This window comes from Maribacter luteocoastalis (genome assembly GCF_048890225.1).
In the GTDB taxonomy this organism is placed as follows: domain Bacteria; phylum Bacteroidota; class Bacteroidia; order Flavobacteriales; family Flavobacteriaceae; genus Maribacter; species Maribacter luteocoastalis.
The window spans coordinates 49,043-75,802 of record NZ_JBMFZG010000012.1 but is presented as its reverse complement, the minus strand read 5'-3'; the positions used below and the strand labels follow the sequence as shown (position 1 = coordinate 75,802).

Sequence of the window (26,760 nt, the reverse complement as noted above, 5' to 3'; positions counted from 1 at the left end):
TAAATCCTATGGTCTATGTTCTTTTCCTGTATTGGTTTCCAATAAAGGAAAACAGAACTGCCTTCATTTTTATCAGCTTTCTCTTAGGCTTATGTATAGACATCTTTTCTGATACATTAGCAATCAATACAGCTTCCTCTATCACTATTGCGTACCTTAGGCCTGCTATAATGCGGTTTGTTTTTGGCGTTAACTACGAATTTCAAAGTTTTAAGTTAAACAATACTACAAAGGCACAACAATTTACTTTTTTGGCGTTATTAATTGTAATACACCACTTTACATACTATACTTTGGAAATATTCAGCCTTGGCAATATGCTCTTGATTTTGCAAAAAACGCTAGTTGTAGGATTGTCCACCTTAATTTTATGTCTTTTGTTCAGTAGTTTATTCAGCACCAAAAAACAATGAGGAAAATTCTTCTTTCATCGATCATTATTATTATTGGGCTCTCGTTCTTAGGTAGATTGTCCTACTTACAGATATTTAGTTTTTCCACAGATCAGGTTATGGAAGACCCTGCAATTAAAGCCATTTATGATTATCCTGAAAGAGGCTATATTTATGATCGTAATGGGAAACTATTAGTAGGTAATGATCCAGCATATGATGTCATGGTAATACCTAGGGAAGTTAAGCCTTTAGACACCTTGGAGTTTTGCAGTTTAATTGGTTTAGATAAAGAAAAATTTAAAGAGAAATTAAGAAAAGCCTACGTCTACTCCCCAAGACTCCCTTCAGTTTTGGTACCTCAACTTTCAAAAGAAGATTATGCAAAGCTTCAGGAAAAGATGAGAAAGTACAAGGGTTTTTATATACAAAAGCGCTCGCTACGCTACTATGATACACCAAGTGCGGCGAATGTATTAGGCTACATTAGCGAAGTAAATGAAAGCGACCTTGTCAAGAACAAATATTATGTACAAGGCGAACTTAAAGGCAGAACCGGTGTAGAACGCTATTATGAAGATTTACTGCGTGGTAGAAAAGGTGTTCAATATATTCAGAAAGATAGATTCAACAGAGATATTGGGCCTTATAAAAATGGCACCTTGGATACCCTTCCAGAACAAGGAAAACAAATCAGTATCACTATAGATAAAGTCTTACAGGAATACGGCGAACAATTAATGGTAGGAAAAAGAGGCGGTATTGTTGCCATAGAACCAGCCACCGGTGAAATACTATCCATGATATCGGGGCCTACTTATGACCCATCATTATTAGTAGGTAGACAACGTTCTAAAAATTATACTGAACTCTATAATGACACTATTGCAAACCCAACATGGGATCGCTCCATACATGCACAACAACCCCCTGGGTCGCCATTTAAAACACTAAATGCCCTGATAGCATTACAAGAGGATGTTATGGATGAATCTACAACAATAAGGTGTTATAATGGATTTTATGTAGGGAAAAAGAAAAGAGGATGTCATTGTGGTGGTGGCCTTAGAAATATGAACAGTGGAATTTACCAATCCTGTAATGCCTATTTTGCGGGAACTTTTAGAAAGATTTTTGAAAAGTTCGATTCTACTGATGAAGGCATGGATGTTTGGGAGAAACACATGCGTAGTTTTGGTCTTGGCGACTATCTAGGTTATGATTTACCATTTGGACAAAAAGGAAGGATTCCCAACAAGGAATATTATGACAAATGGTATGGCGATAATAGATGGAGTTCTTCCTTCATCATCTCAAATTCTATTGGACAAGGAGAAATTTTAGCGACACCTGTTCAATTGGCAAACATGACTGCCGCAATTGCCAATAGGGGTTTTTATTACACACCTCATATTCTAAAGAAAATTGAAGGAAAAGATATTACCGAACCAAAATTTACAGAGGCAAAACACACTACCATAGACCCAAAATATTTTGAACCGGTTGTAAGGGGCATGGCTGATGTTTACAAAAAAGGAACGGCCAGATGGGTACAAATTCCTGGTATTGATATTGCAGGTAAAACCGGAACAGCGGAAAATTTTACCAAAATAGATGGTGTACGCACACAGCTAACTGATCACTCTGTATTTGTTGCCTTTGCACCCGTTGAAAACCCTAAAATAGCAATTGCAGTGTATATTGAAAATGGCTACTTTGGCTCTAGATATGCCGGTCATATTGCTTCTCTAATGATAGAGAAGTATTTAAAAGGCGAAATTTCCAGAACAGACCTAGAAAAAAGAATGCTTGAAAAAACCTTGGAACACGAATACGCAAAACCTTATAGTGGGGAAGAATTTAAAATAAACGAACGTGTTTGGTAAAATACTAAAAAGAATAGATTGGCTTTCTGTAGTAATTTACTTTTCCTTGGTCCTTATTGGCTGGACAAACATATATTCTAGCACTTTTACGGAGACCCAAGAATCCATTTTTAATTTTGGAACACTTCACGGTAAACAATTATTTTTTATTGGCGTCAGTTTCTTGGCAATCATTTTAATTATGTCGTTGGAGGTTAGTTTTTACGAACGCTTTTCCTCTGTTTTTTATCTAATATCAATGGTTTCCTTATTGGGACTGTTTGTTTTTGGAAAAACTATTGCTGGCGCCACATCTTGGTATGATTTAGGTTTTTTCAATCTTCAGCCTTCAGAGTTGGCGAAAGTAACAACAGCATTAGCATTAGCAAAGTATTTAAGTGATATTCAGACTGATATAAAAAGAAAGAAAGACCAGTTTTCTGCACTATTAATTATTCTTATACCTGCCTTTCTCATTATTCCACAACCAGACCCTGGCAGTGCATTGGTATTTTTTGCGCTAATATTTGTTATTTTTAGAGAAGGTCTACCTCTGTTTTACCTTGCTATAGGTTTTGCATTTATATTGATATTTGTCATAACACTTAAATATGGCACTATTTGGTTAACTATAGGTCTTATTATATTTACTATTTTGTTTTTTCTTTTTAAGCGTAAAACATTAAAAGTGCCAAAAATTCCATTGGCTATAACTTTTATTATTGTCATATTATTTTCCCTATCGGTTAATTTCGTGTTCAATAATGTTTTTGAACAAAGACATAGAGACCGGTTTAGTCTTTGGTTGCGATTGGAAAAAGACCCAAAAAAATTAGAACAAATTAGAAAAACTATTGGGTATAACACCTACCAATCAGAAAAAGCAATTGAATCTGGGGGCTTTTTTGGAAAAGGTTTTTTGGAAGGCACTAGAACCAAAGGAGATTTTGTCCCAGAACAGCATACAGACTATATTTTTAGCACCGTAGGGGAAGAATGGGGATTTGTAGGCACCGCCACCGTAATAATTCTGTTCTCTATCCTTTTTTTAAGGCTTATATCTTTGGCAGAGCGGCAGAAAAATGATTTTGCAAGAATGTACGGCTATGGTGTAATTTCCATTCTTTTAATACACTATTTTATTAATATAGGCATGGTAATTGGCGTTTTACCAACCATAGGCATACCGCTACCATTTTTTAGTTATGGGGGATCTGGATTATTATTTTTTACAATTTTGCTTTTTATCTTCTTAAAACTGGATACCAATAGATTAAAGGAAAATTTTTAGAATTGCCATCCATTTTTATCTATTCCCTTTTCAATGGCATCTTGCTCATGTATACTTAATTGCTGAAAAAAATCAATTCCGGTATCTAATTCTATTTCATCGATAGAAACCACAAACTTACTTAAAGGAACCGATTGGGGTTTGTTTGGGATTAAAAACGCTATTGTCTTTAGCCTGTTTCCCTGTCTGCGGGCAATAATCTTAAAGAACGAATTAGGCACATCAACATCTTCGTCTCCAATTTCCTCCAACCCTCTTTCTAAAACCCCACCGGTAAACACAAACAATTCATCATACTTCTTTGCCCATCGGCGTATCTGTTGCTCTAGATCATTCCAAATACCAGTATTAAACTCCCTATCCTGTGGACTTATATTACTTGTATAAAATGTTTCGTTGTATGCCTGTTCGGAAAAACGACGATCACCGGCAGGACACAAATGCCCCCTATCATATCCGGAACCTCTATAATTACGCCAATCTGCAGATTTAGACCCCACATACGGGTCTTCAATAAAATAAGGTCTCACGCGATCATCATAGGTTAAATGCGCCGAACTTAACATATAAGCAACCCACTCGGCTTGCTCATATGGTTCGCTATATGATAATGAATAATAGGTATGATGTATAATCTCCCCAGATTTTGAAGATGGTAAATACGTATCAGGAAATTCATATCCTGTAAATAATACTTTTTTATTGGAATGAGTATCGGGTGTGTAAAAATTCTCGAATATCCAAAAACCAACAATACAAATGATTATTAAAACAGAATAAATCGTCCTATTTTTATTATTGCTACGCACCAATCAAATTTAGCCCAATTTTGTAAGAAACAATGGATAAATTCGACTAAGCATTTGTTATTTTAATCAAAATAAAGAAAGGGAGAACTTATGGGATTAACTTGGAAAGACGTCATTCATTTTGCTGTAAATGGAAATCCAACACCCGACAAAAGGGTAGAAAAAACAGAAGAAGAATGGAAAGCTCAACTAACTTCTGAGCAATATAGAATTACGAGAAAAAAAGGTACTGAAGCACCACATTCTGGTGCTCTTTGTAGCATACATGATGCAGGTAAATATGAATGCATTTGCTGTGGAATACCTTTGTTTGATTCTAGCATAAAATTTGAATCTGGTACCGGATGGCCAAGTTTTACCCAACCTATTAAAGAAAATGCAATTAAATATCACAAGGATACTTCTTATGGCATGATACGGGTAGAGGTGATGTGCAACACTTGCGATGCCCATTTGGGCCATGTGTTTCCTGATGGTCCGCCTCCTAGCGGATTACGGTATTGTATAAATTCTGATTCAATGAAAATGGAAAAGGAGGATGTTCATGGATAATACATTTGAAGTAGCTACAATAGGTGGCGGTTGCTTTTGGTGTACTGAAGCCGTTTTCCAAGAATTAAAAGGTGTTATTAGTGTAGTTTCTGGATATACAGGTGGCAATGCCCCTGGTAAGCCAACCTATCGTGAAATATGCTCTGGATTAACTGGTCATGCCGAAGTGGTGCAGATAACCTTTAACCCAAAAGTTGTTTCCTATGCAGATATACTGATAGTGTTTATGACTACCCATGACCCAACCACTTTAAACAGGCAAGGGGCAGATCGTGGTACCCAATATAGGTCTGTCATCTATTTTCATAATGAAATGCAACAGGGTATTGCTAAAAATGTTATAGAACAATTACAAAATGTCTATGAAGATCCAATTATTACAGAATTGAGTCCTTTAAAGATTTTTTACGAAGCCGAAGATTATCACCAGAATTACTATAGGAACAACTCACAACAAGGCTACTGCCAAGCAGTGATTAACCCTAAATTAGCTAAATTAAGAAAGCTGCATAGTGATAAACTTTCTTAATAAAGAACATCACGTATAGATTTATTTGACCAATGAAAATTTTCTACTTGAATATACTTATTTTGAATTGTACCTAAGAAAGTGATGGAGATTGGAAATTAAGAACAATAATCTATTTTAATAAAACAAAAAAACCACTCCTAGGAGTGGTTTTTTGTTATTTGTAATTATCAAATAATTAGTTTTTTACACTACTGGCTAATTTGATATTCTTCATATTACTCATTTTTAAATCCTCAAGTACGTTTACCGCTTCCTCTATGTAAACATCCTTTGCCAGATTTTTGTGCCAACGGTCTCTCTTCTCTCTTAGCACTGAATCTTTTGTAAAAAGTTCTTGCTCATATTTAAGAGATTTAAAGGTAAGCTTAGAATCATATTCAGAAATGTTTTTAAAGAAATCCGATTGTTCTTTGTCCTTTACTTTTTCATCCTTATAAACTTCATAATTTAAGGAAATTTGAGTTTCATCCTGTTCGGACTTCAACCATTTTGCATTCTCCTCAATTAACTTAATCTGAGGGTTAACTGCCATTCTTTTTTTACTATTAGCTATAGTTTTATCATAATCAATATAACCATCCCAAACGGTGTAATCTGCAGGTGTGATTTTATCCCACTTTAAAGGATTGGATTGGTCTCTCTCCCCAAGATCTATATAACTATACTTGTCTGGCACAACTACATCACTCTTAACACCTTCTAACTGTGTAGAACCTCCGTTAATTCTATAGAACTTTTGGGTTGTTAACTTAATGGCACCAAGGTCTCCATGCTCATTGGACCTCACAATATTGTCCAACGGTATTACATTTTGCACGGTACCTTTACCAAAAGTTTGCTTACTCCCTATAACAATAGCCCTTTTATAATCTTGCATTGCTGCAGCCAAAATTTCCGAGGCAGATGCTGAAAGTTCGTTTACAAGAATCACTAACGGGCCTTCCCACTGAATTCTTTCATCCTTATCATCATAAATATCCTTTTCCTTTCCACTAGAGCGAACCTGGACTACTGGACCATCCTTTATGAACAGACCCGCCATTTCCACTACAGTTTTCAAGGAACCACCACCATTATCCCTTAAGTCTAGAATAAGTCCTTCTGCACCTTCCTGTTTAAGTCTTTCTACTTCCTTGGCCACATCGGTTGCCGCATTACGTTCGTTATAATCTTCAAAATCAACATAAAACTTAGGTAGGTTAATTATTCCGAACTGCTCATTTCCTTTAATAATATTTGCAGATTTAGCATATGACTCCTCTAGTTCTACAACATCCCTTGTTAACGAAACTTCTTCTAAGGATCCATCTACCTTACGTACAATTAAATCTACAATTGTACCTTGAGCACCTTTTATCAATTTAATGGCATCATCCAATCGCATACCAACAATATTAATTGGCTCTTCTCCATTCTGACCTACCTTTATAATCTCATCCCCTACTTCTAAACGTTGATCTCTCCAAACAGGTCCTCCTGAAATAATCTCTACTATTTTGGCACCTTCAGGTTTTTTTTGCAATCTAGCACCAATACCTTCAAATTTACCAGACATACTAACATCAAACTTCTCCTTATCCTCAGGTGCAAAGTAGAATGTATGTGGGTCAAATTCGTCAACAATAGTATTTATGTACTGTACAAACCAATCTTTACGCTCAAGGTCATCAACAAAATCAAAAAACTCGTTCAAAGTGGTTTCTGTAGATTTTCTAGACTCCTTTTCAGCCTCCTCTGGTGAATGGGCACTATGGTCATGATCATCCGATACATCTGAATTATCCTTTTCCATATGAGAAATTTTCGAATCATAGGTTCCCAAAGTAGCATACTTTAATTGCTTTCTCCAACGCTCTTTTAAGTCATTTTTGTCTGAAACAAATGGTTCTTCATCATATTTGATACTGATACTTTCATCTTCTGAGTAATCAAATGGTGTTTGAAGCACCTCTTTATAAATAGCCTTAGCATCATTCATACGCTCCATTAACCTTTCATAAACAACATTAAAAAAGGTAATATCCGTATTTTTTATTTGATCATCTATCTGAAACTTGTATTGTTCAAATTCCGCAATATCAGTTGCCAAAAAATATCTTTTAGTTGGATCAACAACATCAATAAAGTCTTCAAAAACACTTACCGAAAAGTCATCATTAATATCTTTGGGCTCATAGTGCCCTTTTTCAAGAACATAGGTTATCAAATCCAGTAATAACTTGTCCTTATCATCATTTTCAAATGTCTTATTGGTAAAACTGCAAGAAGCGACCGCCACCAACATTACCACTAAAAAATATGCTAAATTTCTTTTCATAAAATTATCTTTTACTCTTTTACCCAAAACCTTGTAATTTGAAATTAACAATCATGTATCTACATCACAATTCCCTAAGATAAAGAAAAAACCATGCCATTTTAGGAACGCAGATTTAATTTTTTGTTAAACGCCGAAATTTTCAAATCTATATAAAAACGTATTTTTGCTCCTTAAAGTATATGCAATGGCAAAACCTTTGATCCTAATAACCAATGACGATGGTATAACCGCGCCCGGTCTTCGCGCACTCGTGTCTTTTATGAAGGATTTAGGTGATGTTATTGTGGTAGCTCCAGACAGTCCCCAATCTGGAATGGGCCATGCCATTACTTTGGACAGCACACTTTATTCTAAAAAGATGAAAGTAGATTTAAGCAATGCCAATATAGTGGAATATAGTTGCAGTGGCACACCTGCAGATTGTGTTAAACTTGCTTTACAGGAACTCTTGGATCGAAAACCGGATATTTGCGTAAGCGGCATAAACCACGGCTCCAATTCTTCTATAAACGTTATTTACTCTGGAACCATGAGTGCGGCTATAGAAGCTGGTATTGAGGGCATTCCTGCAATTGGTTTTTCATTATGCGATTATAGCTGGGATGCCGATTTTTCCCATGCTGAAAACCATATAATAAAAATTGTGCTAGAGGCTCTTAAGAATGGTATTCCCAAAGGGGTGGTTCTCAATGTGAACATACCCAAGATAAAACAAAAAGAACTTAGGGGAATTAAAATCTGTAGACAGGCAAAAGCCAATTGGAAAGAAAAGTTTGATAAGCGTACCAACCCTATGGGTAAAGATTATTACTGGCTTACAGGAGAATTTGAGTTATTGGATAAAGGTGATGATACAGATGAGTGGGCATTGGCCAACGGCTATATTTCCGTAGTACCCACACAATTTGACCTAACCGCCCACCACGTAATACAAGACATAAATAATTGGAATTTAAATGAACATTAAGAAAGAACTGGCCATAGGAATACTTGTAGGTTTTATAGCAAACACACTTGGTACGCTATTATATATTTTACTATTCTCTGACCTAGGTATTATAGAAACCTATGACGTAGCAGTATCACAAGGTCACGTTGGCAGTTTACTGGCGCTCGGTGCCATTTTAAACTTAGTTGCATTCTTTGGGTTTTTAAGAATAAAACGCGACAACAGGGCGAAGGGTGTTTTAATTGCTACACTTTTTACGGCCTTGCTCATCCTCTATTACAAGATATTCTAGTATGAAATATTATATCATTGCGGGTGAGGCTTCGGGTGACCTTCACGGTTCCAATCTCATAAAAGCAATTAAAAAACAAGATTTAGAATCGGATATTCGTTGTTGGGGCGGTGATCTAATGCAATTAGCTGGTGGTTTATTGGTAAAGCATTATAAGGAAATGGCATTTATGGGTTTTTTGGAAGTGATAATGAACCTAAATGCCATCTTCAAAAACATTACATTTTGCAAAGAGGATATAGCCCATTTTAAACCCGATATTATTGTTTTTATAGATTACTCTGGCTTTAACCTTAGAATTGCCAAATGGGCAAAAGAAAACGGATTCAGAACAAATTACTATATATCGCCTCAGATATGGGCATCACGGGAAGGACGTATTGAAAAAATCAAAAGGGATATTGATGCTATGCATGTCATCCTTCCTTTTGAGAAAGATTTTTACGAGAATAAACATGGTTATCCTGTAAATTTCGTGGGACATCCCCTAATAGATGCCATATCCAATAGAGCTCCTTTAGATAAGGCTGAATTTCGACATTCATACGGAATAGACACCTCAAAACCAATTATAGCTTTATTACCGGGCAGTAGAAAGCAAGAAGTTCAAAAAATGCTGTCTGTTATGTTATCGCTAACAAAGGATTTTGAAGGGTACGAATTTGTGATTGCGGGTGCACCAAGTTTAGATAAGACGTTCTACACTCCATTTATTACGAATGAAAACGTAAAATTTGTAAATAATCGAACATACGACCTATTATCCATTTCAACGGCTGCTATGGTTACCAGTGGAACAGCCACTTTAGAAACGGCACTCTTCAACATTCCACAAGTGGTTTGTTATAAGGCTAATTGGGTTTCCTATCAAATTGCAAAACGCATCATTACCTTAGAATATATTTCCTTAGTGAATTTGATAATGAAAAAAGAAGTGGTGAGGGAGCTTATTCAAAACGACTTAAATTATTATAATTTAAAAAATGAGCTTACAGCTATTTTAGCAGGTGCAAAAAGAGAGGAAATACTTTCTAACTATCAGGATTTAAGAGTAAAACTAGGTGGTGCAGGAGCCAGTGAAAAGGCAGCTGCCTTAATTATTGAAAATGCCAAATTATAACCAAAATACACTGGTTATAAAATATTTGCATAATTTTATAGTTCAAGTAAGAAATATACCACCTAAATTTTATGCGAAGACTTCTTTTAATTTTATGGGTGCTCACTATTGTTGGTTGTGGTGCCAGCAAGAAAAGCCAGGCCATAACTGAACGTACCATTTCTGTAGCCGCTGCGGATAAGGAACGAAGAGGTGAAACCCCTAAAGAAGAAACAAAAACGGACACTCCTAGCATTACTGAGCATGAAAATTTTACCAAGGCAGATGAAGTTATAAATACAGCGCTAACATTTTCTGGTGTACGATACAAATTTGGTGGTACTACAAATAAAGGCATGGACTGTTCTGGATTATTATATGTGTCATTTGGCGAACATGATGTAAAATTGCCTAGAACATCTATTCATATGGCGGAAGAAGGAAAAAAAATAAAAATAAAAGATGTAACCAAGGGCGATTTACTTTTCTTCAAAACCAACAAACGCTCCAAACGTATAAATCATGTTGGGATGGTTGTTAAAGTAGAAAACGACGAAATAAAATTTATTCATGCCTCCACATCACGAGGCGTAACTGTTTCCTCCCTTCATGAGGGATTTTGGAATCAAGCATTTGTAAAGGCCACCAGAATCCTTTAATATGAGAATATTAGCGTTCGTTCCCAATAAACTAACGCTGCTATTAATAATTGGAATTCTAATTGGGCACTATTTCCCATTTGATTTAAACTGGGCATTTGCACTATTACTTTTATTTTTTTCGGTGTTGGTTATGTTATTCATTAAAAAAGACCATCAAAGAAAGATACCTTTTGGTTTTGCCTCCTTACTTACTACAGTTTTCCTTGGCATATTTATTAGTATACATAACCAACCCAACCAACACGAATCACATTATAGCAATAAAGCCTTTAGCGGCATAATGCCTTGGGAACTTAAAATTACTGAAGTATTAAAACCTACGGGGTTCTCAAATAGATACATAGCCAATGTAATGCAAGTTAATGGCATTTCTTGTACAGGCAGAATTCTTTTTAATACAACTCTGGATTCCTCTTCTGCGGTGCTAAAGGTTGATGATGAGCTTATTACTTTTTCTAAAACTGAGTTAATCGCCCCTCCGCTAAATCCGCATCAATTTGATTATAGGGCATTTATGGAAAAACAAGGTGTTTATCATCAAATTAGAAGTGAAACCAATAGTTATGTAATACTTGACTCACCTTCTAAAACGATTATAGGTTATGCAGCAAACGCAAGAAACCATATTATCTCACAACTAGAACAAAAAAACTTCGGCAAAAATGAGCTTGGAGTTATCCAAGCTTTATTACTTGGAGAACGTTCTAATATAACCGAACAAACCTATTCCGATTATAAAAACGCAGGTGCAGTACATATTTTGGCGGTTTCCGGGTTACATATCGGGATTCTATTATTGTTAATCCAGTTCTTACTAAGGCCATTAAACTATCTTCCTAAAGGTAAAATGATAGTCTTGATACTTTCTGTAGTTATCCTTTGGGGTTATGCCTTTCTTGCCGGACTCTCCCCTTCTGTTATTAGGGCTTGTACAATGTTCAGTTTTGTTGCCTATGGATTATTCCTCAATAGGCCAAGTAACCATTTTAACATTTTGGCCTTGTCCATGTTTTTTGTTTTATTATTTATAAACCCCTATTTACTTTTTCATGTAGGTTTTCAAATGAGTTATGCCGCTGTTTTTTCAATTGTTTGGATTTACCCCAAATTTCAAAAACTATGGACACCCAAAAGAATAATAGTTCGTTATTTTTGGCAACTTTTGACCGTTAGTATCTCAGCACAACTTGGCGTACTACCCATTAGTATATTCTATTTTCACCAATTTCCAGGTCTGTTCTTTATATCCAACCTTATAATAATTCCTTTTTTGGGGTTAATCCTTGCAACAGGAATTTTAGCCATACTACTCGCTATGACACACCTAATTCCAGATTGGCTAGTAACATATTACAATTCACTTATTTATTATATGAATTCCTTGGTGGGATGGGTATCTGAACAGGAGCGTTTCTTACTTAAATCAATTTCGTTTGATGGTATTCAGCTACTTTTGATATATCTTGTCTTGATTACTGCCATTCTGATTACTTACCGCTCCAGTTTTAAACGAGCGATATTTTTATTGACATGTTTACTTTGCTTTCAAACATGGACTATTATACAGGAAATTAAGGCAGACAAAAAAGTAGAACTACTAATTCCACATCAAACTAAAAACACCATAGTTATCAATAGATATGGTAACACTATGGATGTATTGGCGATGGATTTGAATAAGGCCCAGTTTATACTAGATAATTATAAAATTGGTGAGCGTATCAATAACATAAAACAAGATTCCCTAGCTAATAGTTATCACTACAAAAACAAACAATTATTAATAATAGACAGTCTTGGTCTATATAACAATGAGGAGAAAGATAAAACCATATTACTTACCGGATCTCCTAAAATTAACTTAGAAAGGCTAATAGCAACTACAGCACCAAAAAAGATTATTGCCGATGGCAGCAATTACAAAAGTTACACGGACAGATGGAAAAAAACCTGTCTAAAAAATAAAATCCCTTTCCACTATACCGGTGAAAAGGGAGCTTATTATTTTAAGAATACCAATTAATGTACTTTACCCATTAATCTTTTGATTAAGGGAGAAGCTAAAATTACCACTATTCCGGCACCCAAGGCATATTTAGCAATCAACATAAAACCATCTGTGTAAACGGTTAATGTGTCAAACCCGCCCACGTTTTTATCCGTACTCTCAATAGCCAACTGTTTGCCAATAAAACCTACTATTTGAAATGCAAAAGCAGAAGACAAAAACCAAACACCCATTATAAACGCAATTAACCGTAATGGTGCCAAATCAGTCATTTTCGATAATCCTACTGGTGACATAAACAACTCACCGACGGACAGCAAGAAATACATCAATAAAAGATATGTAAAAGGTACAAATCCATTTTCATTGGCGCTTCCTCCACTTAAGGCAAGTACATAAAAACTAATACCCGCAAAAAGCAAACCTAAACCAAATTTATATGGTGTTCTCGGATTCCAATTTCTCTTACTTAACCAAGTCCACATTAAAGAAATTGGAATTGCCAGGATAATAATAAACATAGAGTTCAATGAATTTGTTTGAGCTGCAGACATTATACCATCCAAATCTATATTTCTAGCTGCAAACAAAGTAATTACACTACCTGATAATTCGTGAAAACCCCAAAATATGGTCATAAAAAAGGTAAGCAGTACCGCTACGAACAATTCTTTTCGTTCTACTAGGGTAGCCCTAAACATTTCATAAGCTAAGTATGCAAGAACAGCTATCCCTATTCCTGTGAAAATTATATTTACAATATTTTGGTCAGCAAAAATTCCCTCCGTTGCAACGGCTTTGTAAGATGATAATAAAAAAGCAACTAATGGCGCTGCAAGCACCGCTAACATTGGAATAAGTACTCCTTGTTTAATACCAAGGACCTTTTTTTCCATTACCTGTTCATTTGGGGGAAGACCTCTATTTCCAAAAACATTTTTTTTAATACCACTCCAAAAGAAAATCAAACCGGTTAACATTCCTATACCTGCTAAGCCAAAACCATAATGCCATCCATATGTAGCGGCTAACCACCCACACAAAAGCGGTGCCACCCAGCCTCCTATATTAATTCCCATATAAAAAATAGTAAACCCTGAATCTTTTTTTGGGTCCCCTTTTTCATATAGCGTACCAACAAATGTGGATATGTTTGGCTTAAAGAATCCATTTCCCACAATAATTAATGACAAGGCTAGAAAAAAAGCCATGTTATTTTCTATTGCTAAAACAAAATGTCCTATTGCCATAAGAATACCACCCAAAAAAATTGAATTTCGCATTCCAAAAATTTTGTCTGATATTTTCCCTCCAATCACTGTAGAAGCATATACTAATGATCCATAAGAAGAATATACCGCTGCTGTGGCATAATCTCTTTCGGCCAATGCTTGAAAAATTACATCTACCATGTAAAGCGTAAGCAATGCGCGCATTCCGTAGAAGCTAAAACGCTCCCATAATTCTGCAAAAAACAAGTAAAACAAACCTTGAGGATGTCCTAAAATTTGTTTTTCACTTGCTGGTTTTATGATATCAGACATATAAAAATTGAGTTGGTTTAAGATTTAAAGATTCTCTTTAACAAAATTGGTCATTTTGTTAAACAAGTGGATTCGCGTGTTACCCCCATAGATACCATGGTTTTTATCCGGATAAATACCCCAGTCAAATTGTTTATTGGCTTGGATAAGAGCCTCTACCATGCGCATGGTATTTTGCACATGTACATTATCATCACCCGAACCATGAATTAATAAATAATCACCCTTTAAAAGTTCAGGATAGTTAAAGGGGGAATTATCATCATAACCACTAGGGTTTTCTGATGGAGTCCTCATAAAACGTTCCGTATAAATGGTATCATAAAATCTCCAAGAAGTCACTGGCGCCACCGCAATAGCCATTTCAAAAACATCATTCCCTTTAAGTAGGCAATTGGTTGACATGTGGCCTCCAAAACTCCATCCCCATATTCCCGTTCTATCCTCATCTATATAATCTAGCTCACTTAATTTCCTTGCAGCGGCTATTTGATCTTCAGTTTCATATTTAACCAAATTAAGATAGGTTACTTTCTTAAAGTCCCTTCCTTTAAATCCTGTGCCTCGGCCATCAACGCAAGCAACTATGTAACCTTGTGCCACAAGTGACTGGTGCCAATAATCCCTGTCACTCATCCAGCTATTGGAGACATTTTGTGAACCTGGCCCACTATATTGGTACATAAACAAAGGATACTTTTTTGATGGATCAAAATCGTTTGGTTTGATCATGTACATATTTAGATCATTTCCATTGACATTTATCGTAGAAAACTCCTTAGGACTGGTTTTGTACATTTCTAATTTGTTTAACAGCCCCTGATTATCCTTTATATCCTTTATTTTTTTTCCCGACAGCGCTTTATGCAAGGTAAACACTGGTGGTGTAGTTGTATTGGTATATGTATTGATGTAATAGGTAAAATCAGTACTAAAGGAAGCTTTGTTGGTACCCGCTTCTACCGAAAGTGCTTTTTTCTTCCTGCCCCTACTATCAACACTGTAAACACCCCTATTTATTGAGCCGTTTTCTGTAGATTGATAATAAATTCTATCCTCATTCTGGTCATATCCATAATATTGGGTCACTTCCCAATTACCCTTTGTAATTTGGTTCATTAACCCACCATCTGCATTGTAAAGGTAGATATGGTTCCAACCATCTTGTTCACTTGTCCAAATAAAACTATCATCCTTTAAAAATGTAAGGTTATCCGTAATTTTTATATAGGCTTCATCTTTTTCTTCCAGTAAGGTTGAAACAGTACCAGTCTTAGCCTCAACCATATGAAGTTTTAAATGGTTTTGATGCCTGTTAATCGTTTGTACACTCAAAGAATTTTTATCATTCATCCATTTAATACGTGGCACGTAATATGCGTCACCTAAATTAATATCGGAAACCGAATCTGAATTTACATCATAAACATGTAAACTCACAATTGCATTGTTCTCACCAGCTTTTGGATATTTAAAAACATGTTGGGTTGGATATTTTGCGGTTCCATAAACATCCATTGAAAACTCTGGTACATTAGTCTCATCAAATCTCAAAAATGCTATTTTGGTACCGTCTACATTCCATTCAAAAGCCCTTACAAAAGCAAATTCTTCCTCATAGACCCAATCTGTAACCCCGTTTATTATTTTATTCTTTTCACCATCCTTGGTTAACTGGGTGGTATTCCCCGATTTCAAATCCATCAAATAGAGATTATTATCTTTTACATACGCCACTTTGGCTCCATTTGGCGACAAAGTTGGTTCTTGTATTTTGTCATCATTTATTTTCGTAAGATTTTTAGATTTAATATCATACACGTAAAAAATCCCCAAGGTTGACCTTCTATAAATTGATGTTACATCTGTAGCCAATACTATTTTTGTCTCATCATCACTAAACCCATATGAAGTGAAGTTCTTAATATCGGACAAGTTACTCGAAGCGACTATAGTCTCTACCTTTTCAAGGGTTTTATAGTCATATTTATCTATTGTAGAAGTACCGTTGGCACGGTTACTATTTAACACGGTATATTGTGTACCATTATTCATGGAGCGAAGCACATCCAAACCTTCGGTTCTAAATGCCCCTCTATATATTTCCTCTATTGATATTTGTTTTTTCTGAGCAATGGAAAACGTAAGAAAACTAATAAAACAAAGAACTGAAATGTGTATTTTCTGCATAAAAAACTGAATATTGTTAAATCTTTCAAGTTTACCACTATTTCTCTAAAAAACCTCAATTTAGGTTAAAAAAGAGGTCAATTTTATCGATGATTGCCTTTTGGTTTCATTTCTTCGCATTATTAGTATCTTTACCTTAGTAAGACCCTGTTCTGGTTAGTATTTTATACAAAAACACAAAGTACAGCCACGACAATTTTAAGAAGAAACCCCGTATAAATGACAAAGCCGATAGCTGGTTTTTCAAAACTCACCAAAGAGGAAAAAATAAATTGGATTGCCACCCATTATACCCATGATCCCAAGGATACCATAAGAATATTGGAATCCTATTGGAACCAAGACACCTCTTTACAAAAATTACACGATGAGTTTATAGAAAACACCATCAGTAATCTATACATGCCCATGGGCATAGCTCCCAATTTTCTCATTAATGACCAACTTTATGCCATCCCTATGGTTATTGAGGAGAGTTCTGTGGTAGCCGCCGCTAGCAAAGCCGCTAAGTTTTGGTTAAAAAAGGGTGGTTTTAAAACCAAAATAATTGGTACAGAAAAGGTAGGCCAAGTCCATTTTATTTTTAATGGCGAATTTGAAAAACTTGAACAATTTTTCAATAAAACGAAACCAAAATTAATTGCCGATGCCTTTTCATTGACCACCAGCATGTCTAAAAGAGGTGGTGGCATTGTAAATATTGTATTAAGGGATAAAACAAGTAGGTTGGACAACTATTATCAGCTCCACTGTACTTTTGAGACCCAAGATGCCATGGGTGCAAATTTCATCAATAGTTGTTTAGAGCAGTTCGCCAATAGTTTCAAGAGCGAAGCGCTACAATATGATGCGTTTAATGCGAAAGAAAAGGAAATAGAAGTGGTAATGAGTATCTTATCCAATTATGTCCCTAATTGTTTGGCATATGCCGAGGTGAGCTGCCCTGTGGACGCTTTAACCATTTCACTAGAAATTTCACCTAAAGCATTTGCCGAAAAAATAGTTAGAGCTGTTGACATAGCAAAGATAGAACCATACCGTGCAGTAACACACAACAAAGGTATTATGAACGGAATTGATGCAGTGGTCCTTGCTACCGGAAATGATTTTAGGGCCGTTGAAGCAGGAGTGCATGCCTATGCTTCACGAAATGGGTCCTATAGCAGTCTAACACATGCTGAAATTATAGATGGGATTTTTAAATTTTATATAGAAATTCCTTTGGCTTTGGGTACCGTAGGTGGTTTAACGAAACTACATCCTTTGGTAAAATTGAATCTAGAGATCTTACAAAATCCGTCTGCCAAGGAATTAATGCAAATTATGGCCGTTGCTGGTTTAGCACAAAATTTTGCCGCACTAAGTTCATTAGTAACCACCGGTATTCAAAAAGGCCATATGAAAATGCATTTAATGAATATACTAAATCAATATGGGGCTACCGAGCAAGAAAAAGTTACGGTTATTGAACATTTTAAAACACATACGGTAACGCACAGTGGCGTAGTCAATGAACTGGATTCTATCAGAAAAAAGTAATGGAAGAGTTTTATAGTAACGGAAAATTACTGCTCACTGGGGAATATGCCATTTTAGATGGGGCAAAAGGTCTTGCCCTACCTACAAAGTTTGGACAACATCTTAAGATCAAACACTCCAAAACAGGAATTCTCAATTGGCGAAGTTTAAATGAAACCAATACAGTTTGGTTTTCGGCAGATTTCCAAATAGATAAACTTAAACTTCTTAGCACATCTGATGAGGACATTGCACAAAGATTGCGTACTATTTTAAACGAGGCAAAACATCTAAACCCAACTTTTCTTAACCAATATAATGGCTGTTTTGTAGATAGCGAACTTACTTTTCCTAGGGTCTGGGGTCTGGGTTCTTCATCAACCTTAATTAATAATATTGCCAATTGGGCCAAAATAAACCCTTACCAACTTCTTGATGCTACTTTTGGTGGCAGTGGCTATGATATTGCATGTGCCAGTCATAACCGACCAATAGTATACCATAAAAACAATTTAATCCCCAATTTTGATGAAGTGGCTTTTAAGCCCGAGTTTTTAGACCATCTCTTTTTTATTTACCTAAATCAAAAAAAGAACAGCAGGGATGCCATTGATGCCTATAGAAAATTGGAGTTCAATAAAATTGATTTGGTTATTGGAGTGAATGAAATTACGGAACAGATTATTGAATGCACGCGTTTGTCAGATTTTGAAACCCTCTTAAACATGCATGAAAATTTATTATCTAAAACTTTAAAAATACCTACAATAAAAGAGCAATTGTTTAAGGATTATACCGGCAGCCTAAAAAGCTTGGGTGCGTGGGGCGGCGACTTTATTTTGGCCACAGGGAACATTCAAAAAATGGAGTATTTCAAAAATAAGGGATATACCACAATTCTTAATTATACAGATATAATATTATAAAAAAAAGCCTCCTTATCAGGAGGCTTTATATTTTACATCTATATTTTTTCTTAATAGAAAATAGCTCTATTATCCTCTATTTCAGACGCTTCCTTTAAGGCATTATAAACATCAGTACCCACCCTATTGGCGGCATTACTTTTTAAAGTATTGGCATAAGTGCTATAATTATCCAATTTAGGGGCCTCTGTTCTTTTGGTAAGCTCAATCATAAATATTCCCGTATTACCTTCTAATAACCCAGACGTCTCGCCTTCTTTCATTCCAAATGCAGCACCAACAATAGCTGGTTCACTACCGGCACCAGGAATAGTTGGAGACTTCACTGTTAAGGCAGAAGCCGTGGACACGGTAACATTATTGCCTGAGGCAATAGCATCCATTGATTTACCTTTATTTGCAGCGATAATTTGGGCTGCCTTACGTTCTTTTCTAATAATTGGCAACACTAAGGCTGATGCATCTTCTGCACTCATTACACCTTCTTCATATGTACCCGTAAGTTGTACAACTGCATACCCATTGTTGATGTTAAAACGTTTGATATCTCCAACATTGGTATCAGCACTAAAGGCCCATTGCACAATATTTCTTTGTTTTCCTAAACCAGGTAAGTTCTCATCCAATTGTTTGATCTTGTTAACAGGTCGTACAAAATACTCACTGCTTTTAGCAATATCCGAAAATGCACCTTCATCGTCAATGGTAGCCATTTCAAACTTAGTGGCATCAGTAAATAATGTATTGATGGTTTCTTCAGAAGGAACAATTTCCCTTGATAAGGTAGCAATCTGTACAACATCCTCCTTATCGTCAATTTTTATCACATGAAATCCAAAATCAGTTTCTACCAGACCTATAGTACCTACTGGGTTACCGAATGCAAAGTCATTGAATTTTGGCACCATTACCCCTCTTTGAAAATAACCTAAATCACCACCCTGGGGAGCAGAAGGGCCATCAGAATTATCTCTTGCCAATTCTGAAAATACAACACCAGCTTTTTTAGCCTCACTTAATAATTCTTTAGCTTTGGCCTCAGCTTCTTCCTTAGTTCTCTTAATTTCAGGATTTGCCCTGGTTGCCCCTTCATAGGTTAGCAAAATGTGACTTGCCTTAACTGAACCATTTGGTTTTCTACCCATCATTTTGGAAATCTTATAAGAACCACTTTCTTTATAAGGCCCATATATTTCACCTACTTCCAATGCCATTAACGTATCTGCAACGCTTAATGGCAATGCTTTTTTAGCCTTGTAAATGGTATCGAACTTTGTATCTGAAAAACGATCCAGAAATGCAGTCATATCATTAGTATTCCTGAAACCTCTTATAGTATCATTCCTATCCGTTTGGGAATTATACTCAATAGTATCATCTAGCAACTTAGTGATAGAAGCTTTAATAGCTGCATCATCTGCCTCAGATGGCTTCTCATCAAAATATACAAATTGAATATCCCTTGCTGGGTCTTGTTTGTAATCTTCCTTATGTTTGTTTACGTAAGCAGCTATTTCACTTTTAGAAACCGTGATCGTACTATCCGGAATAGAGGTAAAGGGAACACGGACATATTTTATATCCATTTTTTCGTTGGCCAATTTATAGTCCAATTCACCCTCCTTCAAAGTAGCCCCAATCCCGGCCTTAACCAAGTTAAAATAGGTCTGTTCTTTTGCCAATTGTATAATTTCTTGCTCTGTTTGTAACCAAGCTTCATATTGTGCAGGATTGTTTGTTTTCCAATCCATTACAGTTTGCCTGAAGCGATTCCCATCAAAAACACCATTTTCGTTTTGAAATTCTGGGTTCTGTGCATATCCTGTAGTTTTAAGAAAATCTACAATTTGATCCTGCTCTATCCCAATTCCTAAATCCTCAAACTGAGCTCCTAAAATTGCATTTCTAACCTCATTGTCCCAAACTTGGTTCACCACCTGCATTGAAGTTGTAGTTGGACCAACTCTTCTGGAAGCAGTTTCTACTTTTTGTCTAAAATCATCAATAGATATTTCTTCTCCGTTAATTTCCGCTACCGCAGAACCCACTTTACCACCAGCACCAAAATTACTGCTGGTAAATACACCAGAAATTACAAAGGCAAAAAGGGCAAGCCCAATAATCAGTATTAAAACTGTTGTACGTTTTCTTATATTTTCTAAAACTGCCATTCTATGGAAAAATTAAAATCAGTTGGCGAAATTACCATTTTTAATTGAAATAATAAAAACTAAAAACACGCGAAATATTGATGGATAAGCTGTTAATCCTCTTGCACGAGCTCCAATGAAACCAAATCTATTTTGGTACTGGACACCTCAAGGATCATAAACTTAAAATGGCCAATACTTATTTCAGTATCCTTCTCCGGAATTTCACCAACCTGATGCACCAAAAGTCCGCCAAGTGTCTCATACTCATCGCTGGTTGGCAAATTCAACTTGTAATTTTCATTAATATAATCGACCTCTAGCCTTGCAGAAAACAAATAATGGGAATCATCTATCTGTTCCTCCCGTAAATCTGTCGTATCATGCTCATCTTCTATCTCCCCAAACAATTCTTCTACAATATCCTCAACAGTCATAAGTCCAGAAGTACCTCCATATTCATCCAGTACCACGGCCATGCTCTTTCTTTTCTTTATAAGTACGTTTAAAATGTCTTGGATCAACATAGTTTCCGGAACAAATTCTACAGGTAACAATATACTTTTAATAGTCTTGGGTTTTTTAAACAGTTCGTAAGAGTGAACATACCCTATAATATTATCCACGGTTTCCTTATACACCAATATTTTACTATAGCCTGTTTCGGTAAATAATTTTGCAAGGTTCTTAGGGGTTTCATGCATTTCTACGGCCATTATCTCCGTTCTAGGGACCATTACTTCCCTTGCTTTTACTGCTGCAAATTCCAATGCATTTTGAAAAATTTGAATTTCCGAATCTACATCATCTTCTTCTTCAACTGTTTCCATCTGTTCCGTAATATAATCACCAAGTTCTATTTTACTAAAAGCCAACTGAACTTCGTCACCAGAAGTACGGAAAATGTATTTCAAAATAAAGTCTGAAACCCCTATAACAAAATCCGAAATCAATGAAAATAATAGATAGAAAAAATAGGCGGGTATTGCCAAAAGCTTTAAAAGCTTGTTGGCGAAAATCTGAAACAAAACCTTAGGTAAAAATTCTGCAGTAATTAGGATAATAAAAGTAGAAATAATGGTTTGAGTGAGCAAACTAAAATCTGTTATCATTGCTCTGAGAAAGGTGTTGCTGGGGTTCATGCCCAAGAACCAGTTCATTAGCAATTCACCCATGTATAAGCCATATATGACCAGAGCAATATTATTGCCAATTAACATGGTGGCAATAAATTTTGATGGTTTTTTAGTAAGTCGTGTCAACACTTTAGCCAAAAAACCCTGTTGTTTTTTCTCAATTTCTATGTGAATCTTGTTGGCAGAAATAAATGCAATCTCCATTCCTGAGAAAAAAGCAGAAAATAGTAAGGATAAAACAATAATGAGAACTGTATTATCCACGACTATTCTTGATTATTCTTAGCGTGTTGTTCAAATTTTTTACGGTACTTTCTTCTAAATAAAAACATAGCGATAGAAATTACGGCAAAAAAAACAAAAAAGTAAGCCATATTCCTATCCGTATTCCAATCTGTAAAAATTCTATATACTGAAAAAACGGCTACTAAAATATATAAGTACTCCGTATATCTTAAAATTCTAATCATCCTTATCTTCTTTTATAAGCATTAACCCAAATGTTTTATGCGCATTTAAAAAACTTAAATCCTTTTTAATATCCATTCCCTCACCGTCCATAACAGTGCCATCTTCCGGATTGGTAAATTTAAATTTTTCTTGGGTAAATGCCCATTCATTTCCCCTATCATAATACAATTGTGGAGTTTCTAACATTTTACCATCGTTACCTTTGATAATTACATTTCCTTGAAGGTCTACCAAAGCGGTTGATGCATAATAGATACCATAATCTGCATCAATTGTTGTTTTTTCATTTTTCTCATTGAAAATCTCTACCCGAAGCCCTTCAGGAAAAGTTTGGTAAGGAAAAATTAAATTTTCAAAATCATTACGAATTGGCCCAGATAGAATAGCTAATACTTTAGAAGCCCCAATACTATCCGAATTTATTTTGTTTGGCGACTCTGTATAAGTAAGTTCAAAATTTTTGGCAACGCCCTGTGGGAAAATTTTCTTTTTAGCTTCGTCTCCTACCCGCTTATAATTATCCCCACAAGAAAAAAAAAGCATTGCCATGGAAAATACCATGGCAATGCCCTTTATTATTTCAAAAAAATGTTTTATCATTTTATAAGCTAGGTACCTTTATGCTTCCACCTACCCAGCAAGAAAAACTAATAGTTTTACCCGCCATACCAGCACTAAAGATCATTTCTTTAGTTGGTGCTTTTGCACTATAGCTAGCTGCTGCTTGGCTAGCACTACCACTTAATGAAGGATCAACCCGACCTGCCTTTCTGGCCATATCCGCTGCTTTCCAATAAATAGCCCTTTTTTCAAAAGGGGTGCTGCCACAATCATTTGCGCTACCTGCATATAAACTTGCAATCAACAAATACGCTTTACCATTAGATGGGTTTGCATCAATTGCTTTTTGAGCATAATTCCTTGCTGTTGATTTACTTCCTCTTCTATATATAGTAGCTACTTTATAGGCAATATTAGATTGCTTTCTTGCATTTGTCTCCAATTCCAATGCTTTATTGAAATCCCCTACAGCTCCACTAGTATCTCCACTTTTAGATTTTAAGGTACCAAGGTATACATATACATCTGCAGATGGGTCTAGTTCTGCTTGCACTTCAACCATTTGCTTAAATAAAGGATCATCAGTACATTCTTTACTAAACATTCTACCAACTGCACTTTTAACCCATTTTAAATCCCCTTTTTTACTTTCGAAATTTTTCTGATAAAGAGGAATTAAATTTTCACAGTCTGCCAATGCACCTAATTTAGAGTCAACACTACCAGAAATCTTACCGTAAACCTCAGAATATGAGTTATAAGAATTAAGCCGTTTCTTTTCTTTTGAAGTTAATGTACCATCTTCTTCCTTAGGTAAAAGTTCGGCGATTTTTTCAGTTATCTTCTCATTTTCAGTTTCAATTTTCTCGGTAACGTTATCGTAAACGTCAAAAACCTCTTGCAGGTCCTTTTTACCTGCATTATGTAAATCTACCAAACTAGAGAAATAAATATAAAGCGCCTTGGGATTTGTGAAATTCTCCTTGTCTTTAGTAAATGCCTCATCCATCATGGCATACATCTCTGCATCATCTGCCATTTTATTGTCATATTTGACCATAGCCTTATCTACCATAGCCTCTCCTACACTGGTTTTGGACGCAAAATATTTTAGCTTGTTATCATAAAGACCCATCAGCTCATTTGCCAAGGCCTCTTTATCGGCACCGGTTGCTTTTTCAAGTTTATATTTAAGGATACGCTCACCATAAACATATATGGCATTATTTAGCTGTGGACATGTTTCATATGTCTTTTTCCATGGCTCATACGCCGCATCATAATTTTTAACTTTTGCGTGTTCTGAGAATATGGACAGATTAGTCATACACTCAGGATCTTGAGCTTGTGCATTACTTACCCCCATCATTCCAAGGAACATTATTGCCGTGAAGTAAAGTTTCGTTTTCATCTTGCTAATTTTAAAGTGGTTAATGTACTAAAATTTTATTAATTTATCTTTCGTTTTTGGAACCAACGGTCATTTAATGATAGTCCAACATTTATTTTAAAATAACTCTCTTCTATCAAATTGGCCCTTGTTGTTCCTCTTCTACCAAGTTCAAAACCTAGGTTGATATTAGAAAAACTTCTACCCAATGGCAACCCTAATCCAAAAGTTATGCCAAAATTATTTATGTCTACATTGTTGACTAACATTCCGGTCTTGTCCAATCGTAATCCTGCTCTATAGGTTATCCTTTTCATATAACTGGTAAAAGAGCTTTTATCTGGCGTATAAAAACCTCCCAAAGCCAATGAACTAGCATCCTTATATGAAATATCACCCACACCTAAAAATGGATTTTCAAATGAACTTAATCCTTGGAAGGCATATTCCGCTCCCAAAAACCATTTATAATCTTGTCCAATGCCCAGCCCCAATGTTGTTGTGGTTGGTATTTTAAATTCCGTATTCTTTAAGTTTTGTGCGACCAGATCAACATCTATCTCCTCAATATTTCCTTGTGTAGCAATTGAAAAGGACCCTATCTGACGTTCATTTTTTGAAACTAGATTGCCTTGTGTATTTACCCTTATTGATGTGTGCAATCTATTGTTACCTGAAATAAGAGGTGTGTAGTTTAACGCGTAATTAAAATCGAAACCGTTCACCTCCGATTTTCTTCTATCATATGTCCCAAATTGCACATCTTCTATTTGCTGTAATCTCTCACTCTCTAATATACCGTAGTTAAAATTTACGGTAACACCAACACTAAGATTTTCAATAAACTGATATCCGATAGAATAATAAACCCTGTTTAACCCCCCGTTACCATTAAAAACATTAGTTAATGAAGTCCCATTACTAGTGCGTTCATCAACTAAATTATAACCAACGGAAGAATAAGGCATAATACCAAAGCCCATACCCAAACCTTTCCCCAAACTAAAACCTAAGGATAAATAATCCAAATTGGTAACTGAGCTTCGTTCTTCCTCAGTAGAACTTTTAAGCCTGTACTGTTTGTTAGAAATGCCGGCAGTATAGGTCACAAGACCAACTTTATCCAACACATCCAAACCTAACTCGCCATAAGATGCAGGGTTCTGTAAATTAACATGTATGCTATCTGCATAAACTCCGATGCCGCCCATCATCTGATTTTCTACCGTTCTTGCGCTTCTTAAATCTCCAATTCCAAAATAGGAATAAGGAGAAACGGTACCATCTTGAGCGTACAAACCGCTTGCGGCTATGCACACAATTGCAATTACAATTTTTCTGATCATTTAGTGCTTGTTGTATTCCAGCAAATAATTTAGTCCTTTCAAGAGGAATTTGGAATCCGCAAATATGGTATTTTTTAGTCGTTCTGACAAAAATAGAGCATCACCCCCTGTTAAAATAACTGTTAAATCTTTAAAACGGGAATTATATTGATCTATAACGCCATAAATTTCGTGGTAAACGCCATTAATTACGCCACTATGTATACTATTTTTCGTACAATTACCTATAAAATCCAACGGCTCTTCCTTTTCTAATAAAGGTAATTTTGCAGTTTGTTGGTTCAATGCTTTATAACGCATTTGTATCCCAGGAGAAATAGCGCCACCTAAATACTCATCAAAATCGTTGATCATATCATAGGTGATACAAGTGCCAGCATCTATTATTAGGTTATTTTCATGGGGATTATGATAAAAAGCAGCGGTAACCAAAGCTATACGGTCCAATCCCAAGGTTTGTGGAGTTGCATAGCTATTCTTAAACGGAACTTTAGATTTATGGGTTAACACATGCACATTGCAAAACAACGATAGAATATCAAAATCTCTCTTTTCTAAGCCGCCAACAGAAGATATTATCGCATGGGTTACCGATGAATGCTCTTTAAAAAGCGTTTTGATAGTCCTTACAAAATCGTTTGACTTAGAATTGGTATCATACACAATTTCGTCTTTGTTAAAAACAGCATATTTAACAAACGTATTTCCTATATCGACCACTAGATTCATAGTCACAAAGGTAAAAAAGAAAAAGTGG

21 protein-coding genes are annotated in these 26,760 nt (G+C 35.6%); 11 read left to right on the top strand and 10 right to left on the bottom strand.

Annotated features, from left to right (window positions below; translation table 11 throughout):
• Nucleotides 1-409 precede the first annotated feature (409 nt).
• Entirely contained in the window at nt 410-2,278 is a 1,869-nt protein-coding gene (mrdA, locus tag ACOCEA_RS17005; protein WP_420757474.1) for a penicillin-binding protein 2, read from the top strand.
• Nucleotides 2,268-3,548, top strand: coding sequence for a rod shape-determining protein RodA (gene rodA / locus ACOCEA_RS17000; RefSeq protein ID WP_420757473.1), 1,281 nt, complete (start codon nt 2,268-2,270; stop codon nt 3,546-3,548). Before mrdA ends, rodA begins: the two co-directional genes overlap by 11 nt.
• Here the strand turns inward: rodA and ACOCEA_RS16995 are convergent.
• Complete coding sequence (locus ACOCEA_RS16995; protein ID WP_420757472.1) at nt 3,545-4,357, bottom strand: DNA/RNA non-specific endonuclease; 813 nt, start codon at nt 4,355-4,357, stop codon at nt 3,545-3,547. The two genes, rodA and ACOCEA_RS16995, sit on opposite strands and share 4 nt — an antisense overlap.
• A 90-nt stretch (nt 4,358-4,447) precedes the next feature.
• On the opposite strand from ACOCEA_RS16995, the gene msrB reads away from it, so the two are divergent.
• Both msrB and msrA read left to right on the top strand, forming a co-directional pair.
• Complete coding sequence (gene msrB, locus ACOCEA_RS16990) at nt 4,448-4,909, top strand: peptide-methionine (R)-S-oxide reductase MsrB (RefSeq protein WP_420757471.1); 462 nt, start codon at nt 4,448-4,450, stop codon at nt 4,907-4,909.
• The gene (gene msrA / locus ACOCEA_RS16985; protein ID WP_420757470.1) at nt 4,902-5,438 is read left to right on the top strand and encodes a peptide-methionine (S)-S-oxide reductase MsrA; all 537 of its coding nucleotides are present in this window, start codon (nt 4,902-4,904) and stop codon (nt 5,436-5,438) included. The genes msrB and msrA overlap by 8 nt, the downstream gene beginning before the upstream one ends.
• 178 nt (nt 5,439-5,616) lie before the next feature.
• Here msrA and ACOCEA_RS16980 read toward each other — a convergent pair whose 3' ends face one another.
• Entirely contained in the window at nt 5,617-7,758 is a 2,142-nt protein-coding gene (locus ACOCEA_RS16980; RefSeq protein ID WP_420757469.1) for a carboxy terminal-processing peptidase, read from the bottom strand.
• Between the two features lie 187 nt (nt 7,759-7,945).
• On the opposite strand from ACOCEA_RS16980, the gene surE reads away from it, so the two are divergent.
• The 5 genes from surE to ACOCEA_RS16955 all read left to right on the top strand — a co-directional run bounded on the left by surE (nt 7,946) and on the right by ACOCEA_RS16955 (nt 12,786).
• Nucleotides 7,946-8,728, top strand: a complete 783-nt coding sequence (surE, locus tag ACOCEA_RS16975) for a 5'/3'-nucleotidase SurE (protein WP_420757468.1) — start codon at nt 7,946-7,948, stop codon at nt 8,726-8,728.
• Nucleotides 8,718-9,002 carry a hypothetical protein gene (locus ACOCEA_RS16970; RefSeq protein WP_420757467.1) on the top strand — a complete coding sequence of 95 codons (285 nt, stop codon included), beginning with the start codon at nt 8,718-8,720 and terminating at the stop codon, nt 9,000-9,002. Before surE ends, ACOCEA_RS16970 begins: the two co-directional genes overlap by 11 nt.
• A 1-nt stretch (nt 9,003) precedes the next feature.
• On the top strand, nt 9,004-10,122 hold the full coding sequence (lpxB, locus tag ACOCEA_RS16965) for a lipid-A-disaccharide synthase (RefSeq protein WP_420757466.1): 1,119 nt from the start codon (nt 9,004-9,006) through the stop codon (nt 10,120-10,122).
• 71 nt (nt 10,123-10,193) lie between these two features.
• Nucleotides 10,194-10,760 carry a C40 family peptidase gene (locus ACOCEA_RS16960; RefSeq protein ID WP_420757465.1) on the top strand — a complete coding sequence of 189 codons (567 nt, stop codon included), beginning with the start codon at nt 10,194-10,196 and terminating at the stop codon, nt 10,758-10,760.
• 1 nt (nt 10,761) lies between these two features.
• Nucleotides 10,762-12,786, top strand: a complete 2,025-nt coding sequence (locus tag ACOCEA_RS16955) for a ComEC/Rec2 family competence protein (RefSeq protein WP_420757464.1) — start codon at nt 10,762-10,764, stop codon at nt 12,784-12,786.
• Here ACOCEA_RS16955 and ACOCEA_RS16950 read toward each other — a convergent pair.
• Both ACOCEA_RS16950 and ACOCEA_RS16945 read right to left on the bottom strand, forming a co-directional pair.
• Complete coding sequence (locus ACOCEA_RS16950) at nt 12,783-14,315, bottom strand: peptide MFS transporter (protein WP_420757463.1); 1,533 nt, start codon at nt 14,313-14,315, stop codon at nt 12,783-12,785. The two genes, ACOCEA_RS16955 and ACOCEA_RS16950, sit on opposite strands and share 4 nt — an antisense overlap.
• Before the next feature lie 24 nt (nt 14,316-14,339).
• Nucleotides 14,340-16,505 (bottom strand): S9 family peptidase, encoded by a 2,166-nt coding sequence (locus ACOCEA_RS16945; RefSeq protein ID WP_420757462.1) that lies wholly within the window; start codon nt 16,503-16,505, stop codon nt 14,340-14,342.
• A gap of 219 nt (nt 16,506-16,724) precedes the next feature.
• On the opposite strand from ACOCEA_RS16945, the gene ACOCEA_RS16940 reads away from it, so the two are divergent.
• Nucleotides 16,725-18,044 carry a hydroxymethylglutaryl-CoA reductase, degradative gene (locus ACOCEA_RS16940; protein WP_420757461.1) on the top strand — a complete coding sequence of 440 codons (1,320 nt, stop codon included), beginning with the start codon at nt 16,725-16,727 and terminating at the stop codon, nt 18,042-18,044.
• A complete protein-coding gene (locus tag ACOCEA_RS16935; RefSeq protein ID WP_420757460.1) occupies nt 18,044-18,949 on the top strand; it encodes a GYDIA family GHMP kinase in 906 nt (301 codons plus the stop codon). Before ACOCEA_RS16940 ends, ACOCEA_RS16935 begins: the two co-directional genes overlap by 1 nt.
• Nucleotides 18,950-18,999: 50 nt before the next feature.
• Here ACOCEA_RS16935 and ACOCEA_RS16930 read toward each other — a convergent pair whose 3' ends face one another.
• The 6 genes from ACOCEA_RS16930 to ACOCEA_RS16905 form a co-directional block, all read right to left on the bottom strand.
• The gene (locus ACOCEA_RS16930; RefSeq protein ID WP_420757459.1) at nt 19,000-21,120 is read right to left on the bottom strand and encodes a peptidylprolyl isomerase; all 2,121 of its coding nucleotides are present in this window, start codon (nt 21,118-21,120) and stop codon (nt 19,000-19,002) included.
• A 92-nt stretch (nt 21,121-21,212) separates the two neighbouring features.
• The gene (locus ACOCEA_RS16925) at nt 21,213-22,499 is read right to left on the bottom strand and encodes a hemolysin family protein (protein ID WP_420757458.1); all 1,287 of its coding nucleotides are present in this window, start codon (nt 22,497-22,499) and stop codon (nt 21,213-21,215) included.
• Nucleotides 22,500-22,697: 198 nt separating this feature from the next.
• A complete protein-coding gene (lptC, locus tag ACOCEA_RS16920; RefSeq protein WP_420757457.1) occupies nt 22,698-23,306 on the bottom strand; it encodes an LPS export ABC transporter periplasmic protein LptC in 609 nt (202 codons plus the stop codon).
• Nucleotide 23,307: 1 nt separating this feature from the next.
• A complete protein-coding gene (locus ACOCEA_RS16915; RefSeq protein WP_420757456.1) occupies nt 23,308-24,678 on the bottom strand; it encodes a tetratricopeptide repeat protein in 1,371 nt (456 codons plus the stop codon).
• 38 nt (nt 24,679-24,716) lie between these two features.
• On the bottom strand, nt 24,717-26,003 hold the full coding sequence (gene bamG / locus ACOCEA_RS16910) for a BamG family beta-barrel-assembly machinery protein (protein WP_420757455.1): 1,287 nt from the start codon (nt 26,001-26,003) through the stop codon (nt 24,717-24,719).
• The gene (locus ACOCEA_RS16905; protein WP_420757454.1) at nt 26,004-26,732 is read right to left on the bottom strand and encodes a type III pantothenate kinase; all 729 of its coding nucleotides are present in this window, start codon (nt 26,730-26,732) and stop codon (nt 26,004-26,006) included.
• Nucleotides 26,733-26,760: the final 28 nt, after the last annotated feature.